The sequence below is a fragment of the Dyadobacter sp. SG02 genome, assembly GCF_900109045.1.
Lineage (GTDB): Bacteria > Bacteroidota > Bacteroidia > Cytophagales > Spirosomataceae > Dyadobacter.
Map to the genome: position 1 here is coordinate 199,788 of NZ_FNYL01000015.1, position 19,606 is coordinate 219,393.

At 53.0% G+C, this 19,606-nt stretch carries 13 protein-coding genes; 1 reads left to right on the top strand and 12 read right to left on the bottom strand.

Annotated features, from left to right (window positions below):
- Positions 1 to 9 precede the first annotated feature (9 nt).
- The 4 genes from BMW93_RS28910 to BMW93_RS28925 form a co-directional block, all read right to left on the bottom strand.
- Entirely contained in the window at positions 10 to 2,973 is a 2,964-nt protein-coding gene (locus BMW93_RS28910; RefSeq protein ID WP_229240938.1) for a glycosyl hydrolase 115 family protein, read from the bottom strand.
- 26 nt (positions 2,974 to 2,999) lie between these two features.
- Positions 3,000 to 4,322, bottom strand: coding sequence for a glycoside hydrolase family 28 protein (locus BMW93_RS28915; protein ID WP_229240940.1), 1,323 nt, complete (start codon positions 4,320 to 4,322; stop codon positions 3,000 to 3,002).
- 282 nt (positions 4,323 to 4,604) lie between these two features.
- Complete coding sequence (locus tag BMW93_RS28920; RefSeq protein WP_090384836.1) at positions 4,605 to 6,302, bottom strand: RagB/SusD family nutrient uptake outer membrane protein; 1,698 nt, start codon at positions 6,300 to 6,302, stop codon at positions 4,605 to 4,607.
- Between the two features lie 12 nt (positions 6,303 to 6,314).
- A complete protein-coding gene (locus BMW93_RS28925) occupies positions 6,315 to 9,563 on the bottom strand; it encodes a TonB-dependent receptor (protein WP_229240942.1) in 3,249 nt (1,082 codons plus the stop codon).
- 77 nt (positions 9,564 to 9,640) lie between these two features.
- On the opposite strand from BMW93_RS28925, the gene BMW93_RS35600 reads away from it, so the two are divergent.
- A complete protein-coding gene (locus tag BMW93_RS35600) occupies positions 9,641 to 9,814 on the top strand; it encodes a hypothetical protein (RefSeq protein WP_177194233.1) in 174 nt (57 codons plus the stop codon).
- Between the two features lie 12 nt (positions 9,815 to 9,826).
- Here the strand turns inward: BMW93_RS35600 and BMW93_RS28930 are convergent, their stop codons facing one another.
- From BMW93_RS28930 to BMW93_RS28965, 8 genes are all read right to left on the bottom strand, one after another.
- On the bottom strand, positions 9,827 to 10,906 hold the full coding sequence (locus tag BMW93_RS28930) for a FecR family protein (protein WP_177194234.1): 1,080 nt from the start codon (positions 10,904 to 10,906) through the stop codon (positions 9,827 to 9,829).
- A gap of 113 nt (positions 10,907 to 11,019) precedes the next feature.
- Positions 11,020 to 11,595: an RNA polymerase sigma factor gene (locus BMW93_RS28935; protein WP_177194235.1), complete on the bottom strand. Its 576-nt coding sequence runs from the start codon at positions 11,593 to 11,595 to the stop codon at positions 11,020 to 11,022.
- A 185-nt stretch (positions 11,596 to 11,780) separates the two neighbouring features.
- Complete coding sequence (locus tag BMW93_RS28940) at positions 11,781 to 13,010, bottom strand: mandelate racemase/muconate lactonizing enzyme family protein (protein ID WP_090384755.1); 1,230 nt, start codon at positions 13,008 to 13,010, stop codon at positions 11,781 to 11,783.
- 74 nt (positions 13,011 to 13,084) lie between these two features.
- Entirely contained in the window at positions 13,085 to 14,569 is a 1,485-nt protein-coding gene (locus tag BMW93_RS28945) for a sulfatase (RefSeq protein WP_090384758.1), read from the bottom strand.
- Positions 14,569 to 15,990, bottom strand: a complete 1,422-nt coding sequence (locus BMW93_RS28950) for a sulfatase (RefSeq protein ID WP_090384760.1) — start codon at positions 15,988 to 15,990, stop codon at positions 14,569 to 14,571. The genes BMW93_RS28945 and BMW93_RS28950 overlap by 1 nt, the downstream gene beginning before the upstream one ends.
- Positions 15,991 to 15,994: 4 nt before the next feature.
- The gene (locus BMW93_RS28955; RefSeq protein ID WP_090384762.1) at positions 15,995 to 17,749 is read right to left on the bottom strand and encodes an arylsulfatase; all 1,755 of its coding nucleotides are present in this window, start codon (positions 17,747 to 17,749) and stop codon (positions 15,995 to 15,997) included.
- Positions 17,746 to 19,143, bottom strand: a complete 1,398-nt coding sequence (locus tag BMW93_RS28960) for a sulfatase (protein WP_229240944.1) — start codon at positions 19,141 to 19,143, stop codon at positions 17,746 to 17,748. The genes BMW93_RS28955 and BMW93_RS28960 overlap by 4 nt, the downstream gene beginning before the upstream one ends.
- 113 nt (positions 19,144 to 19,256) lie before the next feature.
- Positions 19,257 to 19,499: a hypothetical protein gene (locus tag BMW93_RS28965; RefSeq protein ID WP_090384765.1), complete on the bottom strand. Its 243-nt coding sequence runs from the start codon at positions 19,497 to 19,499 to the stop codon at positions 19,257 to 19,259.
- Positions 19,500 to 19,606: the final 107 nt, after the last annotated feature.

Consider the following 19,606-nt stretch of genomic DNA (forward strand, 5'->3'; position numbering starts at 1 on the left):
GACCATGGTCTATCGTCCACCGTCCACCGTCCGCGGCGCAAGCCGCACCGTGGGCGGCAGCGTCCCATAAAACGCCTGCTCCGAGCCCAGGTCGATGAAAATGTGCTGCAATACCACACCCGGATCGATCATGTAAATCGTTAGCTTGTGCATACCAGCGCTCAGCGAGGGCAGTTCCAGCGTCCGTTTCGCGGAGTTGGCGAGCACATTTTGCTTCCATTCGTTGCTGCGGCCTATTGTTTTGAAATTGAATATTTTAACCGGCCCGTCGTCGACTTTTACCGCGTAACGCATTCCGAAATCCTTGTTCAGCGGGTAAGTGGGCAGCGTGCTTACGGTAATGCTGGCCGGGGTGTCGGCGAATGTGTAAAAATCATATTCGGCCGACGGGTTACCCGTTACGTTTGTCGTATCTGGTTGGCCCTTGAACGCGAGCGGAAGTGCCTGCAATGCATTGCCGTTGCCAGCCAATGCATCCACGACGCCCCAGTTCCGCGTGGCTGTGTTTTTCAAACCGGTATATCCTGCCGCATGGATTGAAATGTACTTGTCGTTGGCGACGTAGCCCTTGAAACCGGGCAGCGTGTTAGCGTCGGCATTGTTGGCGGTTACTTTGAAATTATAGCTATCGTCTCCCGCTTCGATTTTAATGTTACCGCTCAATTCGCCGATTCGCGCATTCGCCCAATCGATTTCCACCCAGATCCGCTGCTCGCTTTTGGCCAGATCGCCGGTGCTTAACTCGCCTTGCGAAACGCTTGTCTTGATCCACGGCTCGGAAGCTGTGATACGGAAACTCTTTGGGGTGTTTTGGGTTAAAAATACATCTATAAACCGCTTCTGCTTGTTCCAGCGATCGAATGCGGGCATTTTGAATTGGCGCTTTTTGATCGATGCCGCATAGGTGGTATCCAGGCCCTCAGGCAATGCACGGAATGCCGGGAGGTTCGGTGCGACGGAGAGTTTAAAATCCGGCATTTTAAATACCGGCAGCTCGCGCGGTTGCATGTCCATCATGCCTTTCCACTTGCCATTCAGCAGTTTTTCATTGAAAATACCCGTTTCCACGACGATTTCGGCATAGGCCTGCTTTGACAGCAAAGCATAATGTGCCGCGCTTACCCGACCTTGCCGGGCATACAGATACGCTTTGTCGCGATACAGGAATTTCCGGTTCATCATGGCTGCTCCTTTCACGGGATAATCCACCAGCTCGTAGAATGCAGCCTCGTCCTTTTTCGCTATTTGCTTCCGGATGGCGGCTGTTTCGGAAACCAGTTTGTTATAATCGTCGATCCGCTGCTGCGCCTGGTCGCCGTAATAATGGTGGTTATAAGCCGTATGGCGAATGCCGGTAGTCGGTTCGGTCTGGCTCCAACCCATGTATTCCGGTTTTCTTTCGAATGCGAGGTTATAGTATTTCCAGAGCACTTCCGAAATAGCAGCACTGCTTTTATCGCCGAAAATCCCGGCCAGCCATTGCTTCAAATGCATTTTGGAATAGCCCGGCTTTTCAAATGGTTTTGCGTTGTAAGCCATGTCCAGAAATACCTGCATCGCATATTCGCCGGGCTTGATATCGCCGATATTCAACACCCACAAATGCCTCGCATTCAATGCAAATGCTTTGGTCATTTCCTCACGTATGTGCGCGGGATGCGTCGTATTGAGCCACAGGTAATCGTGCGGGCGCCCCCAGTACGACGCGTGGTAATACACGCCCGAACCGCCGGGACGCTTGTTTTCCGCCTCGTTGCTCAATCTTTGAATATAACCATAGTTATCATCCGGCCAGACGAGGGTAATGTCTTCCGGTACTTTCAAACCGGCATCGTAGATTTCCAAAACCTCTTTATAGGGTGTAAAAACCTGCGGTACTTTGGTAATGTCCTTGTTTACATACTTTTGAAGCATTTCACGTTCCACGCGGATGATCGTATCGAGCAACGTCACGGTTTCAGGTAACGTTTTCACACCCTGGATTTCCCCGTCATGCACGCCGCGCATTCCCGTGGTGTAAATGCCGTTGAAACCGGCGCTTTCCCTGATCCGCGATTCCCAGTAAGCCTCCACTTTCTTCCGGTTGGTTACGAAATTGAAATGGCCCATGGTCTTCTCGTTCCATTCGCTCACATTGTTGCGCAGCATTGGTTCCGCATGCGAGGAGCCCACGACGATCTGGTAATCTCCGGCGGCTTTGACGTTACCCGGGTAATGGTAAAACGCCTTTGTACTCGGGTGCATCGCCGGCCATATCAGGTTGGCTTTCAGTCGTAAAAGGAGTTCAAATACCTTCGCATAGGTCTTCGGGCCGATGTCTTTCGTTTCCGGTTCGAACGTTCTGGCCGCCCATGGTTGCAGTCCCCAGTCTTCGTCATTGATAAATATTCCCCGGAACTTGACGGAAGGCACATCGGAGGTAAAGTTGCTGATATTCAGGGACAACACTTTACGCGTCGCGGGCACGGCATCCGCCCACCAGTACCAGGGCGTGACGCCAATCTTCTCCGAGATCGCAAATGCGCCATAGGCGGTTCCGCGCACGTCGCTGCCGGCAATGATCAATGCCTGATTGACATTTTTAACCGGTTTATCCAAAACACGTAGCGAATACCGCTCCCATTCCCCTTTCAGCGCATCGTCGGCGGCTTGCTTTCCGAACCGCCCGACGATGTCGGAACCGACCCGCCCGAGTACGATCACATTCCCGCTCGCACCGGCGACACTGGTACCGACCTCCGGCAGATAGCCGCTTACCCGCTCAATGTCCGCAGCCAGCAGATGCGCCGCGATCGAATCGAGTTTCGGGCCGCCTTTCTGGTAGTAGATCGAAACTTTGGTTTTGGTTGTCACGAGGTCGAATTGGGCTGCATATGCTGCATTAAAGCCTGGAATGGGCATTGCGGCTACCCACGCGATAGCGATTACTGCAATACCGATTGTCCTCATCCATTGGTAGGTAAAAGTCTTCATTGAAATTCAAATAGTATGCCCTGTTTTCAATGCTGAAAATTCAGGACGTTTTCGTGTATCTCCTTCTTTTCCTGCACTTTGCCGGTCGTAATATTCTTCATCGAGACATTTTTGACCGGCAACTCTTTCTGTCCGAGAATGCGCGACTCGAATTTCACGTCCTTCGCCAGAATATTGCTCAGGTAAATATCCGAAATGGGCGTCAGCTTACGAATTTTGGTCGGTACGAGGGTGCGCCATTGGTATAGCACATCGGTTTCGATGCCCAGCACGCCCAGGTCGATTTTCCCGGCGGTCAGGTTCGAGGCGTAGATGTTTTTGACATACCCGCCCATTCTCTCATTGGTTTTGATGAAGAGCAGATGGTTCAGTTTCGCGCCGTCGACCACCTCACAATGGTCGATATCCACATTCTCGATCCCGCCCGAAAGCTCGCTGCCGATCGCTACCAGCTGGTGACCGTTTTTCACCGTCAGATTGCGGATCACGATATTCTTCGAAGGCGTTTTCAGTCGCCAGCCCTCCGGGTTCCGTCCCGATTTGATGGCGATCGCATCGTCGCCCTGGTCGAAAACGCAGTCTTCAATGAGCACATTCCGGCTCATTTCGGGGTCAACGCCGTCGTTGTTATGCCCGTGTGCATATACTTTCAGCTTGCGGATCACGACATTCCTGCATAGATAGGGATGGATCGTCCAGAACGGGCTGTTGGTGATCGTGATGCCTTCCAGCAGCACATTTTCGCACCGGTTGAACTGGATAAACTGCGGCCGTAAATGGGCGGTATCGTTCACCATCTGACGTTCCTGCACAGGCGTATAGTCCTGCGCGAGGTTGTAGAGCCGCTTGATACTTTCCATATGCGGCCGCGGCCGCGCAAACCATTCCTTCCAAACCTCCATTTTCGCCCGCACCTCGCCCTCGCCGGTAATCGCCACATTTTTGCATCGATAGGCATAAATCAGCGGCGAGTAATTGTAACATTCAATGCCCTCCCAGGTCGAATGCACGGCAGGCAAATAATCCTCCGGCCGCTCCGAAAACAGCAGCACGGCACCCTTTTCCAAATGCAAATTCACATTGCTCTTCAAATGCACCTTACCCGTGACCCACTCGCCCGCAGGCACCACCACAATGCCACCGCCAGCTTTATTCGCAGCGTCGATAGCCTGCCGGATCGCACCGGAAACTTTTTCCTTATCGCCGGCAACCGCACCAAAATCGGTAATCCGGAAACGTTTCGATTTACTGAAATCCGGCACTAGAATGTCCGGCATCGCAAACCTGGCCTTCACTTTCAGCTTCCTCACAGGAACATCGGAGGTCTGACTCCCAACCGCATACAGCAATGGTATAAGGTTAAGAATTGTACAAATTGTAAATGCTCTCAACATGATTGTTTGTGCTTAGATGTTAGACTGCGGCACTGTCAGCCTGAGCGGAGTCGAAGGCCGTTGCAGTACCGGCCTTCGACTTCGCTCAGGCTGACAGGATATCGAGTTTGCTGACATGCCATCGTCAATGCTCAGGCTGACAGGACATCGACTTCGCCGACATGGCATCGTCAATGCTCAGGCTGACACGCCTTCGACCGCCCGGCGGCCCGGTTCGCTCAGGCTGACACGACATCGTCAATACTCAGAATTCTGCGGGTACCCTTCCGTATCCCGGTCGATGACCGATTGCGGAATAGGCCGCAGATAATATTTCTCGCTCACGCCGCCGGGGTTGGTCAGTTTGGTGAGCGGGTTGTGTTCAAATGCCCGGTCGAGGCGGTGCGTGCGTTTCAGGTCGAGCCAGCGCTTGTACTCGCCTGCGAGCTCGCGGGCGCGCTCGTCGAGGATGAAATCGATGTCTACATTCGCGGCGGTGATGTTCAGGCTTTGGCCGGTTACCGCGGCACGCTGCCGTACGACATTCAGTTTTTCAGCGGCTTTGTCTTTTTGACCTAACTTAAAATAAGCTTCCGCAGCAAGCAAATAGGTTTCCGCAAACCGGAACAAATAAATGTCACGGGTGCAGGAATATGCCTTCTCATTGTTGCCCGGAAAATTGGCGAGCGGATCGAAGAATTTGTTGATCATCGGGAATTTCAAAACCCCTCCTATTCCCTGAAAATCCTGCTTCCATTTGTCGAAACGGATGATTTCCACATTCGGGTTGGCCTGTTTTAATGCGGCTGAGTCGGCGGCGGTAAACGGCTGGTCGGGATATGGGAAATAAAACCGTAAATCGCCTTTCTTGATAGGCGAATTACCGATCTTGTCATCCTTCACGGCGTAGAATTTGCTCAGGAACGTGCCGTCATAACGGCCGTCTTTGGCCGTGTTGTAAAGGGTGTATAAAAACTGCGTCGGCATGAAATCGCTCGTGCGGCGGCTGTAAGTCTGGTATTCGCCGTCGTAGAAGCCCGGTTCGCGGAAAATGCGCCAGCCGAAAACGATATTCTGACCATGACCAATGGTTTTGTTTTTCAAACTCGCCGGGTCAAACTGGATCGAGAAGATGATCTCGCTGTTCTGCTGATTGGTGGATTTGAAAACATCGGGGAATGAGGGCACCAGCTTGTAAGTCCCTGCTGCGATCACTTCCTCGGCATATTGGGCCGCCTTGGTAAAATCGGCCGACCCGCCAAACGATTTGTACCCGCGCGTAAGATGCACGAGCGACAGCAAATGCTTCACCGCACCCTGCGTCACCCGGCCGAACTCCGCCGTAGTGGCGTCTACACTGCCCAAAGATGCACCCAAATCTTCCAGCATAAAATCATAAACCTCCTGCTCGGTGTTCGGTACGAAATGCGTTACAGCTGTGTTAATCTCCTCTTTTACAATGGGAATGCCTCCAAAATTTTCGACCAGCAAATAGTAGTAATAAGCCCGGATAAACCGCACTTCGCCGATCCGCTTGTTGCGCGTAGCCTCGCTGAGATCGGGAATGCCGGTCGCTTTGTTAATAGCAGTATTGCAGCGCTGAATACCCGCGTAAAGGTTGGAAAAAAGCTCTTCCACGGCCGAGTTGTCCGAAGAAAGCGTCTTGTACTCGTTCAGTTGCGTCGCCCGTACGACACGGTCGCCCACGGTACCGCTCACCGGCTCGATCTCGCCCCGGGTGATAATGTCGGTGCCCCAGCAGAAGAGTTTCGGATCGGTTTCGTATACATCGCGCATCGATGAATAGCAGGAATTGACTAGTTTTTCAAAGCCTGCGGCATCCGTATAAAAGTTTTCGCTGGTGACGCCACTGATATTTTCTTCGGTGAGGAAGTCCTGGCAGGACGTGAGGGTCATTCCGGCCGCCAGCATTGCTATATAGATTGTCTTTTTCATAAATGTCATGAATTAAAAGGCCAGATTGACGCCGAAAAGGTAGGACGAGGTGCTCACCGCCGTGCCGTAAGTGTTGGTAGCAGGCCATTCGGGATCGAAACCTTCGTATTTCGTGAAAAGCAGCGGGTTGGTGGCCGTCGCGTAAATACGCAGGTTGCTGATCTTCCAGCGCTGCACGAGGCTATTCGGCACGTTATAGCCGAGCGTAATGTTGCCCACACGGGTAAAATCGACCTTGCGGAATGTAGGGATCACGGTGTACGGACCGGGATTGCCGGGCCGGAACCAGGTCTGAGAAGGGTTCTCCGGCGTCCAGTAATCGACTTTCACCTGGTTGTAATCCGAATTGTAGTTCATCAGCGTCGCGTCGAAAGAGCTCTGGTACTGCTCGCCGCGGCGGGTGTATACCATCACGTACAAATCGAGGTTGCCGTAACGGAACGTGTTCGAAAAGGAGCCGGTCCAACTCGGAACGCGCTTGCCGATGATCTGCCGGTCGGCCGCATTGATCACGCCGTTGCCGTCCAGGTCCTTCACGCGAATCTGGCCGGGTGTCTGGTTGTACTTTTTCGCGGTTTCCGCTTCGGCCGTCTGCCAGATGCCGTCGAACACGTAATTGTAGTTCACCTGCACCGGCTGGCCGATGAAGAGGCTGTTTCCGACATCGTCTTTCTTTCCGCCATTCAATTCCAGGATACGGTTTTTGTTGGAATCGAACACGATATCGGTCTTCCACTGGAATTTGCCAGCCACCACGTTGATCGAACTGATACCCAGCTCGATACCGCTGTTGCGCAGCTTGCCTACATTGTCCATAATAGATCCCCAGCCCGACGGCGCAGGCAATTGGCGGCTCAGCAGGATATTGTTGATCAACCTGTTATACACATCTACACTACCAACAATGCGATTGTTGAAAAAACCGAAATCCAGACCGACATTGATCTCACGGGTCGTTTCCCAGGTCAGGTTCTTGTTGGGGAGCTGGTTAGGCGCGTAACCCTGGGCAAAATTGCCTCCAAAGTCGTAGAATGTCTGGCCCAGTGCGGCCTGTGTCGAATAGGCGTCCACACGGTCGTTACCGGTAACACCATAGCTCACACGCAATTTCAGGTCGGTAATCTGGCGTACCCGTTTGATAAACTGCTCTTCGGACAATCGCCAGGCCAGTGACGCCGACGGGAAGAAGCCCCATTGATTACCTTCCGCCAAACGGGAAGAGCCATCCCAGCGACCCGTCGCCGTCAACAAGTATTTGTCTTTGAAACTATAATTCACCCGCCCCATGGCCGAAGCCAGCGTCGTTTTGACATAGGATGAACCATACCCGAGCACCCGGCCGCCGGTCGCGATATTATACCAGAGCGATTTATAAGGAATGCCGTCCACGGTAATGGTACTCGTCTCTATGCGGTCTTTTTGCATGCTTTGCACGATGGTCGCGGTGAGTTTATGCTCGCCGAACTGCCTGTCGTAAGTCGCCTGATTATCCCAAACCCAGGTTAGCTGCTCTTTGCTGGCGTTGCTGGCCTGCGTTGGTACGGAGCCGCCGAGGCTTTGCTTGGAGAGCGGGCCGAAGTAAAAGCCGCTTCTTTCGGTCGAGTAATTCGGCGAAATCGTGGATTTCAGCGTCACATTCTTCCAGGGCTCGAACTGCACAAAAATGTTCCCGAAAGTGCGGGCATTACGAACCTGGCGGATCTCGTTGTCCTGGTCGAACATCGGGTTGGTCACGGAATTGGTCGTGTATACGCGGAACGCGGGCGCGCCGGTTTCGTCGTACGGGTAAGTCATCGGCGGCAGGCGGTAAGCCGAGCGCAATGCTTCGGAGCTTCCCAGGTTTTGCAGGTTTTGAGAAAAGTAAATATTCAGACCTGCCTTCCATTTGGCCGTAATCTGCCTGTCCACATTGCCGCGCAGGGTATAGCGTTTGAAACTTTCAGGCTTTACATTACCGTCTTCCTGCAAAAGCCCCGCGCTGATCGCGAAGCGGGTTTTCTCGTCTCCTCCGCTGGCGGTAATGTTGTGGTTCATTTGCAAGCCGTTTTTCAGGATCAGTTTCGGCCAGTCGGTGAATTTACCCTCATCGATATTCTTCCATTGATCGGGGGTGAAGAAGGCCGCATTGTTCCTGGAAACGTCCTTTCCCTGCGCTTTGAACATCTCGGTACGGAAAGCTACATATTCGGGGCCGTCGAACATCTCGGGCAGGTGCGTAGGCGTGCGTACACCCGCATAGGCGTCGTACGAAATGGTCGTCTTGCCCGATTTCCCACGCTTGGTCGTCACGATCACCACCCCTTTCGCCCCGCGCGAACCATAAATAGCGGTAGCGGAAGCGTCTTTCAGAATATCGATCTTTTCGATATCGGCCGGGTTCAGCTCATTGATACCCGCTGTGGACGGAATGCCGTCGATCACATACAGCGGCGAGTTGGAGCCGCCGATGGAGCTGGTACCGCGGATATTGATGTTATAACCGCTTCCTGGCTTGCCCACATTTTTCACCACGACTACGCCCGGCATCTGGCCCTGCAACGCGCCGGTAGCGTCGGGCGTGGCTGCACGCGCAATCTTCGTATTGTCCACCGATGCGATCGCACCCGTCACATCCGATTTCTTAATAGCCCCATAACCGACTACCACCACCTCTTCCAGGACTTTGTTGTCGTTGGAAAGCTGCACGTCGAAGTTCGTTTGCGTGCCTACCGTAATTTCCTTTTGAGAATACCCTACATAACTGAAAACGAGCACGGCCGATTGGTCCGGGACATTAAATGAAAACTTGCCGTCCACATCCGTCACCGTCCCGCGCTGGGTACCTTTGAGGATAATGCTCACGCCCGGCAGGGTTTCGCCCTTCTCGTCGACCACTTTGCCATTGATGGTAATATCCTGGTCCACACGGGCTTCGTCCTTCGGATCGGGCTTCGCGCCGGAATTGTTTTTTCTGAGGATAATAAAATCGCCGCTCGTCTGGTAACCGATATTGTAAGGAGCGAGCAGTTCGCGGAGCACGTTTTCGAGCGACTCGTTCTTCACTTTCATCGAAACCCTGGCCTCGCCCGGGAAAATGCCGGGCAGGTAAGTGAATTTCACATTCGTCTTATGCCCGATCGTCGTCAGCACCTTCGTGATCTCCCGGTTGTTGAACTGCGCCGTTACCGTCCTTTTCATCAACTCCTGGGCATTTCCGTCCCTGGCGAAGCCCAGCGTGGCCAGCGACAGAATAATGATTATGGGAACACCTAGTATTTTCATTATCAGTAGCGGTTTCGGAACCGTCTTGAAAAACTTTTGCATATTTTTACCCGTGTTTTGTTTTAAATGCTTTTGAAATGGAACATAGGATCCCCGCCCCTGCCGTCGGCAATGCCTGGCAGGAAAGTCATTTCGCGATGCTTTGGGAATCATTCAGGACCGGCAGCGTTACAGCGCTTCCGGTTCTTCTTTTTGGGGGAATGGAGGTTAATGTTTCGTCATGGTGCTTTGGTTCTTTGGTTGAATTTTAGGTTAGAGAATTTTCAGAGGTCACACGAGCCTCCCGAGATCACGATTTCAGTACCGAATACTTCATAAGTAGCTCCGATCGTCTGGCAGATAATATCCAGCTTGCGGAACATCGGCATATCCCCCAGCGGGGCCGTCAGGTTGCACGACGCGAATGCCGCATTATCATGGCGGATGGTCACACCATAAGCTGTTTCAATGGTATGGAGCACCGCATTCACGGAGGTATTGGTAAAATCAAACTCCTTCGGCTCGCCGGTACCGCCCACCTGGACCGGCTGGGCTACAAGGCTTTTCGCAAATACATGGGCCTGAGCGTCGAACACCACCTGCTGGTTGGGCGTCAGGAAAACCGGCTCTTCTGCCCTTCCTTTCTTGCCAGCCGCAAACACTTTCACCTTCCCCGAACTCACCGCTACCCGGCTCTTGACATTCCCCGTATTCGACGACACCCGGAAACTGGTACCTACCACTTGCACCACAATCCGGCCCGCATACACAATGAATGGTTTGGAAGGATTTTTCGCTACATCGAAATAGCCCTCGCCATCGAGGTAAACAACCCGTTCGCTGTCGGAAAAGCCGGAATAACTGAGCTTGCTGCCGGGCTTTAACAGCACCGTGGAGCCATCTGCGAGGGTGATCGTCTGTTCTTTTTGGGTTGTATTAATCTTTTCATCCAGTGAAACCGGTGCCACTGCCACCTGGTCACGGTACACTAACGGTTCCTCTCTAAACGTCGTGTAAAAAGTCCAGGCCAGCCCGCCTATGATGAGTATCGCCGCCGCCGCCAGCCACCAGCGGTACAATGGCCTTGCCGGGCGTTGGTCGTCGGTATCAGTAACATCCTGCGTGGCTTCCCCGACATGCTGCCAAATCCGCTCGCGGACATTCGGAGCGGGCATTTCCTGCAAGCTGTTCAGCGAGGCCCACAGCGACCGCGCCAGCGTCAGTTCACCCGACTTTTCAGGATGCCGCATTTTGAAATCTTCCCAGAAAACCGCCTCCTCCCGCCCGTCGGAAGCGACCCAGCGGCGGAAACGTTCGTCCCGAAGAAAGTCTTCTGCATTATAGTCCCCATAATTTTTCGACATCTCCATTTTGCATTATATATATACAAAGGAGGCTTTATCCCGGTTGACCCAAAGAATTTTAATATTTTTTTCAAAAAAGCTGATAAATAGCCTTAAAAGGCCGAATTGACGGATTAATGCCAGATAAAAGCCAATGCCAGCTTGAAAACCGTGTAGAAAAGCCGCGAATGCTTGCGGAGCAAAGTGAGGGAATTGTGCAGGGTATTGCGGACGGTTTTATCCGAAACCTCCATGATGACGGCGATCTCGCTGATGCTGAAATTCTCGTAATACCGCAGCGTGATCGCTTCGAGCTGGCGTTTGGGAAGGCTTTGGAGTACCGTTACAAGCTTTATTGTCAGCTCTTTTTCGTCATAATGCATTGGCTCATCCTCGGGCTGGTCATAATCATGCAGAAACGCATCCAGCTCTACCTTTGGAAAAACCTTCTCTTTTTCGGTAATGCGGTAAATGTCCCGGCGAAGACTGCGGAAGAGGTAAAATTTGATATTATCCACCGGCGACACATTGGCGTGGCCCCGCCAGAGATTGATAAAAAGGTCCTGAATAGCATCCTCCACGCGGGTTTCATCGGCAATGAAGCGCTTGCCATATGCATACAAAGCATCGAAATGCAACGCATAAATGGTTGCAAAAGCCTCCTTGTCGCCCGACCGAAAGGCATTCCATATGTCAGTATCCCGTTGCAAATTGAATTCCGCTAGCAGAGAGTTTGACGGTCAAAAGGAGGTTTAGCCCTTAACTACTATATTTTTTCTATCAATTTTTATAAACCGATATTTCAGCAAAGGCAGTTCCCTACCCGCCATTTCCCTATCGCCGCCAATCACCTGGTCGAAAGTGTCGACCGCTACATCGACGATGTGGTCGGCTGTCAAACGCGGTACTTGTTCAGCACCACCTCATTCAGCCGATGCCCCAGCCCCGGCGCATCCGGCACGCGGATGAAACCGTTTTCGAACCGCTCAATGGGCGATAGCAACTCGGCGCGCCAGGGGACTTCGCCGTAGGCATATTCGAGGATGGAAAAGTTGGGGATCGAGGCGCATACCTGCACGCTGGCGGCTGTGGAGACGGGGCCGCTCGGGTTATGGGGAGCGATGGCGATGTTGCCTGCGGTTTCTGCGAGTGCGGCAATGAAGCGCAGTTCCTGAATGCCACCGCAATGCTTCACGTCGGGCATGATTACGTCGAGGGCCCGGGTGGCGATGAGCTCCGCGAAACCTTGCCGGCCGAAAATCGATTCACCGGCCGCGGAAGGTTGTTTGGTGGCATCGGTAATGGCGCGGGTTTCGGCGGGGAATTTCTGCGGGTCGACGGGCTCTTCAAACCAATATAAGTTGGATTTTTCCAAACGTTTCGCCGTGGAGATGGCCAGTTCCTGGTTCAAATGGCTGTGCACGTCGATCAGCAGGTCGGTATCCGGTCCGATCGTCTGCCTGACGGCTTCGATGCAGCTCACCGCATAATCGATATCGGAAGCAATCTGCTTTTCGTCCGATGATTTCAAGGGTTTCATATCGTCAAATGGCGCGAGTTTCACGGCTTTGAAACCGCTTTTCAATGCATTTTCCGCATTCGCCTGAAATGCGCTGATGAGCCGGCGGCCATTCGCGTCGCGTTCGTTGGTGGCGCGGTTGATATTGGCATACACCTTCAATTCATTGCGCAGCTTTCCGCCCAGCAGCTCGTACACCGGCACACCCAAGGCCTTTCCTTTCAAATCCCAAAGTGCATGTTCAATGGCGCTGAATGCCGTAATGGCGATCTTCCCTCTCGCAAAGGCCTTCTGAAAACCACGCTGCCGGTACTGTTCCACCGCAAATGGCGACTCTCCCTTCACCAGTTGGAACAAACTGTTGAGCTCCGTCCGCAGCTGGCTTCCCCCATCCTTCACCGCCGCCGAAAACCCGTGCGACGCCTCCCCGAGCCCGGTTAGGCCCTTATTGGTTCTAAGTTCAACAAAATGCCAGTTGCCCCGCTGATTGACTTTCACTTCATGAATACGAATATCGGTAACGAGGAGCTTGGTTTCGGCCAGCGGGATGTCAAGCGATAATGCGGGAAGTAGGGCGGCGTTTTTCAGGAAATTTCTGCGGAACATGGGGGCATTGGGGGTTATGGTGAACGGTTTGGGGGATTTTGACGGTGGTCAATGGTCAGCGCGCGGCGCGCGCCTCACGGAATCGCCTCCTTCACCGGCCGCTTGTACCTCCCCTTCTCATCCACCGGCTTCGCGTCGGCGTAGTCGGGGTTGATGTAGCCGGTGGCTTTTTCCTGCTTGCTCAGCTCGCCGAGTAGTTGTTTTTTTAGCTTTTCGCCGTTGGCCGATTGGTACAGGTTCGTCGTTTCTGTCGGGTCTTTGGAGAGATCGTACAGCTCCGACCAGCCTTCTTCACCGGGATATTGGATCAGTTTGCCGGTTTCCGTGCGGATGGCCTTGATTGTCGGGGTGTTGTATGGGGTTTCGTAAAAGTATTCGTACAGGAACGACGTCCGCCAGCCTTTGGTTTTGTCTTCGATCAGCGGCACCCAGCTTTTACCCTGGAAAGACGCGGGCGCGGGAACGCCTGCCAGATCGAGCAACGTCGGGGCGTTGTCCAGGTTCAGCACCATCTGGTCTATCTTTTTGCCTTTGGGAAAACGGGCGGGATAGCGTACCAGCAGCGGAATGCGGATCGATTCCTCGTAAGCAGCGCGCTTATCGCCCAGGCCATGCTCGCCAAAGAAAAAGCCGTTGTCACTTGAAAAAATGACGACCGTATTCTGGTCCAGTTTCAGCGAATCAAGTACTTGCAGGACACGGCCGACATTCTCGTCCACGCCTTTGATCGCCCCGAAATAGTTGCGGATTTTCTGGTCATTGTTTTCTGTCCAGGAAGCGCTGTTTGCAGCGTTCTGTCCCGCATTGGCATTTTGCGCTCCATTGGCATTGGGCCTGCGCGGCGTTTCGATCTGGTCTTTGTAAGGAGATGTCAGGCTCTCCGTGACTGGTTTCGTCAGTTTTACATGCGCGAAAGTATCCTTATGCCGCACCGGTGGCTGGAACGGGCCGTGTCCGGATTTAAATGCCAGCGTCACGAGGAATGTCTCGCTTTTGTGCTGCTTGATATATTCAATGGCATTCGTGGTCGAAACATCGTCCACCCAGCCTTTACTGGGCTGGGGCTTACCATTAATTTCAATAGGACAGTCAAAATACTGCCCCTGACCGACGAAACTCGCCGAGTAATCGAAGCCCGGCCGTTTGCCGCTTTCCTTACCCATATGCCATTTGCCGAAGAACGCCGTGGTGTAGCCCGCCTTGTGCAGCTCTGTGGCATACGTAACAGTCGTATCCGACAACCCGGTGTGGTTGTTGGCAATGCCATTCAAATGATTATAACGCCCATTCAGCATTGTCGACCGGCTTGGCGAGCATAGCGAATTGATCACAAACGCATTCCGGAACCGCACGCCTTCGTTGGCAAGGCGGTCGAGATTGGGCGTCGTGAACCACGGGAACCGCGCCTTATCGCCTTGCTCCTGCTGGACGACACTCAATGCATCAAAGCGCTGATCATCAGTATAAATGAGGATAATGTTGGGTTTGGAAGTCAGCTTGGGCTGCTGCGCAAACGTGGCGGCGGTGAGAAGCAGGAGGTTTGTCAGTAGGGATTTCATTAGTTTTCGGGCGCTATCGGTAATGGTAAATAATCACGGTTCACTATCATCCATTCCTGTAAACGGGCTTTCAGATCGTGCTCGACGGTGGCGACTTCGGCTTTGCCGGAGAGGTTGTTGGTCTCGTCCGGATCGGCTTCGAGGTCGTAGATTTCGAACATTTTGCGGCGGTCGGCGAAGAGGAGCTTGTCGTATTTCTCATCGAGTTTGCCTTCGGCGTGCTGCTGTTTCAATTCTAGCCAGAAAGGCTGACCGGCGAAGTCAACCGGGTGGTAGGGAATCTGCCAGATCGCATTGTAGATCAGCTTGTATTTTTTGTTGAAAATGGTCCTGCCGAGGTCGAAATTGGAAGAATTCGTGGGTAACCCCTGCCCGTGTGCCCCGCGGACGGCAAAAATGTACTCGTGGCCACCTTGCTGTGGATCGGCGAATGCGGGCGTGAGGCTTTTGCCGGTAATATCTTTGGGAACCGGCAGCCCAGCGACAGAGAGGAACGTCGGAGCAATGTCGATACCCGACACGAGGGCATTACTAACCGCCCCGCCTTTGATCAAACCAGGATGACGGATAATAAGCGGCACGTGAATGCCCAGATCGTATAATGTACCCTTGCCGCGCAGCAATGCGCCTCCATTATCGCCGATAAACACAATGAGCGTGTTCTCTTCCAAACCGCGCTTTTTCAAATCCTCCAAAACCCGGCCCACGTCGCTGTCGAGTCGCTGGATTTCGCCGAGATAAGAAGCAAAATCGGCACGCACTCCCTTGGTATCTGGCCAATGTGCCGGCAATGTGAGCGTTTGCGGATCGGGTTCGAAGTTTTTGGCATTAAAAATCCGGTGCGGATCGCTGTAACCGACCTGCACGAAGAATGGCTTGTTTTTGGGAGCCTTATCCAGAAACTCGGTGTATTGCTGGAAAATACTGTCGCGGTTGCCGGTCACATTCAGGTAATCGACGCGGTTTTTGAATGTTTCCAAGCCATATTTTTCCAAAACGGTCACTGTTTCGGGCACGCGGCGGTTGCCGTCGAGGTGAAAGTTCCGGCCCAGAATGCCGGTGTGGTAACCTCCCTTCCGCAGCAATTCCGGATAGGAAGTTACCGAGGCATCCAGCGGGGCCGAGAAGCGGGTCATTTGCACATCGAGCGTATTCCGCCCGGTCATGATCGCCGCGCGCGAAAGCACGCATTGCGGCGCGGTAGTATATGCCCGCGTGAAGCGGATACCCTCCCGTGCGAGCCGGTCGATATTGGGTGTCTTGATCTGCGGATACCCGTAACTGCTCAAAAACGGGGCGCTGTGGTCATCGGAGACGATGAGGACGATATTGGGGGGCTGGGGGGCCTTCTTTTTCTGAGCATAGGAAGGCCCGAATATCACGGTAACAAGCAAAGAGGCAAGGACTACTTTTTTGATCATATTTCTATTTATTTATCGAAACTTCCACATAATACGGCCCCGTCACCCCTCCCTGCCCTTCAAACCACGACTCCACGAGGTAGTCCCCTTTTTTTAACCACACGTTATGGATCGTGACAGCATTGCTATCTCCCTTCGCAACGGCGCTCCGCTGCACGTGGCCTACCCGCACGAGGCTTCTTGTGCCTTTCGCGATGGGCGCGGTGTGAATGGAGCGAAGGTTGTAATAACCGTCCTGCGCAATGGTGATATTCCAGTAGCCCGTCGCTTTGTCGGAGAGCCAGGCGCCCATATTGGTTCCGTTGGCGTCCTGACGCGTGAGGACGGACACCGGTTCGTGTGGCGAGCCGACGATAATGTGTCTGGGTGTCAGGTTGGGACTGTTTGAAATATCGGTAAAGACGCTGTCCAGTCCTTTTTTTAATTGCTTGGCCAATGCGGGTTGCGATTGCACAAGGTTGTTTTGTTCAAAAGGGTCTTTGTCCACATCGAACAAACCGAATGTGTTCAGGTCATCGCCGTCGGCATTGAATGCGACCAGTTTGAAATTATTCCTGTAAAAGGCCGCATTGCGGTAAGGTTCCGGCCAGCCGCGGTTCCAGGCATTGTAAAAAGTACGCGGCGTAGGTGCCAGCTTGCCCTGGATAGTTTTCAATGCGGACCGGCCATCCGTTTTCAGATTTGCTGGCAAAGGGACTTTCGCCGCTTCCAGCAAGGTTGGCAACACGTCGATGTGGGCCGTTAATGCATTCACTTCTTTGTTGGCTTCAAAAAGCCCTGCGCCCGAAATCAGAAATGGCACGCGGGTGCCGCCTTCCCAGGCGCTTCCCTTTAACCCGCGGAAACCGGCGTTGAAGCGCAGTTGCTGGTTGCCATTGTCGGTGAGAAAGATAACGATCGTGTTTTCTTCCAAACCCTGCTTTTTGAGTTCCGAGAGAATGCGGCCGACATTGTCGTCGATGTTCGTCGCCATTCCGTACACTTTGCGGGCATCGGCCTTGTCCTTATCGGTCATTTTCGCCCAGGCTTTGCCCTGCTGCCGGTCGGTTTCGGTGTCAAATGCGAGGTCTTTGTACATATCCTCATACTTTTTGGGCAGTTGCAGCGGGGTATGCGGTGCATTGTAGGACACATACAAAAAGAAGGGTGCAGAGCGCTTTTCGCGCAGGAATTCAACGGCCTGGTCGGTAAAAACGTCCGAACAATAGCCCTGTCGCTGCACTTTCCGGTCGTTTTCGGCCAGGGTTGTATTGAAATAGCTGCTGTCGGTGCGGATGAAGTTTTCGTAAAAATCCCCCGGCTGCCCTACCCCGCCACCGCCATGGATCAGGCTATATTGAAATCCCTGGTCGGAAGGCCTGAACGGATAGTTATCGCCTAAATGCCATTTACCTACAATGCCCGTTTTATAACCATTTTTCGAAAGGATTTCGGCCAATGTCGTTTCCTCCGCGGCCATGATCGCACCGCCGTTGTAGGTGTCGTGCACGCCCGTGCGCTGGTGATAGCGGCCCGTGAGCAGGCTCGCACGCGTGGGCGCACATACGGGAGAGTTATGGAAGTTGGTCAACCGCGTGGAACGTGCCGCGAGCTGGTCGATATTCGGCGTTTTCACGTGCGGATTGCCGGTGAAGCCAAAATCGCCGTAGCCCTGGTCGTCGGTCATGATGAGGAGGATGTTGGGGCGTTGACCATGGACGATCGACGATGGACCGTAGATGGTTATCAGTACCAGGAATGTGATGAGCCGTTGCTTCATTTTGCTTCCTGTTTTTTAGGATAAACCTTATCGATGGAAGCGCCTTCGTCGCCTTGCTGTTTCATCCAGCCTTCGAGTTCGGTTTTCAGGCTTGCGATGCGTTGGGCGTATTGCGGGTCGGCGGCGAGGTTTTTCAGCTCGAACGGATCTTTTTCCGTATCATAAAATTCCACGGCCGGCCTGTTTTCGAAACGGTCGGTAATCGTTTTCGCCTTCGGATCTTTGGTATCATCCACCCACGAGAACCACACGGCATTACGGGTCGTCGATTCACGGTTCATCATGAAGCGGTTGTAATACCGTTTGTCGGGCGTGAGGTTCAGGATCAGCTTGTAACGGTGGTCGCGGATGCTGCGGATCGGGTATGGATCGCCCTCGGGGATGTTGTTATGAATGCCGTAAGCGTAGTTGCGCGCCTCTTTGTTTTTACCCGTAATCACCGGCAAAAAGCTTCGCCCGTCGAGCCCGGCAACCGGTTTTCCACCCGCAATGTCGATCAGCGTCGGGGTAATGTCTTCGTATTGTACCAATGCATTCGTCTCGGTCGACGGCTTGACTTTTCCCGGCCATTTGACGAGCATCGAGCTGCGCTGGCCAGTATCGTACAGATTCCATTTAGCACCGGGAAACTGCGCGCCCTGCTCACCGAGGAAGATCAGGATCGTATTCTTGTCCTGGCCCGTCTCTTTCAGTAATTTTTGAATATCCCCCACCTGATCATCCAGCCGACGTACTTCGGCGAGATATTTCACAAACTGCCTGCGGGTAACCGGCGTATCCACCCAGTTGGCGGGTAATTTCAATTTCGCGGCGTCGAATTCGGTGGTATCGCCTACCGTCCACGGTGCGTGCGGGTTGATACTCATGACAAAAAGGCAATAGGGCTTGTCGCTCGCGGTAATGTACTTTTTCACATCGTCCAGCCGGTAATCGTCCGTCGGTGCCACGCAATTGGGTTCGAAACCATTGACAATGTCGAATGGGAAAACGCTTTTGGGCTTGGTAACATGGTCCTTGCCAGTAAGCCCAACACGGTAACCAAGGTCGGCCAGGTAATGTCCCACGCTTTTCAGGTTATCATAAACCGGCTTGTGGTTCTGGAACGAGCCGTGGCGCACCGGGTACAAACCGGTAAAAAGCGATGCGCGTGTAGGCACGCACATCGCCTCCGAAGTAAAAAGGTTATGGAATTTCAACCCGTCCTTCGCCAATGCATCGATATGCGTCGTTTTCAAATTCTGCCCGCCATAGCAGCTCAGCTGCCGGCTATCGAGGTCGTCGGCCATGATGATGACGATGTTGGGCGTTGCGGGACCGGCGACCGCATCAAAGGTGATGCCGCTTAGCGACAGGATCGCGTTGAGAATAATGCCAATTTTGAGTTTTCCAAGCATATTTTTGGTGGTTGTCGTTGTTACTAAACGCAAGCTGCTATAACACTCCCGTCAGGCAGAAGTATTATAGCAGCAAAATCGAAATTGAAAATGCTATTGGAATGCCATCGTCATCATAACGGTGCAATTTCCGGCTCGTCGAGCAAAACTTCCTGCCGCGAACGCAGCCGCTCCACGAGCGAATCGTAATGCAGCAGTCCGGCAGTTTCCACTACCAGCACGCCCACAAAATCGCGCCCGCGCCCGATGATATTCAACCGCTGTATCCTTACGCCTTTGACCGATTCTACCAATGAAGTAATATGGTGTACACTAAGTGTTTCGGGGTATGTGAGTTTGAGCTGATAGGTTTTCATGCGCCTCGTATTTGGTCGTTTGTGAAAGTATCTAGTCTATTAATTTTATAGAATTGATATACAAATATAATACTGTAAAAATCCCGCCCGGATACAAATGCCGAAAG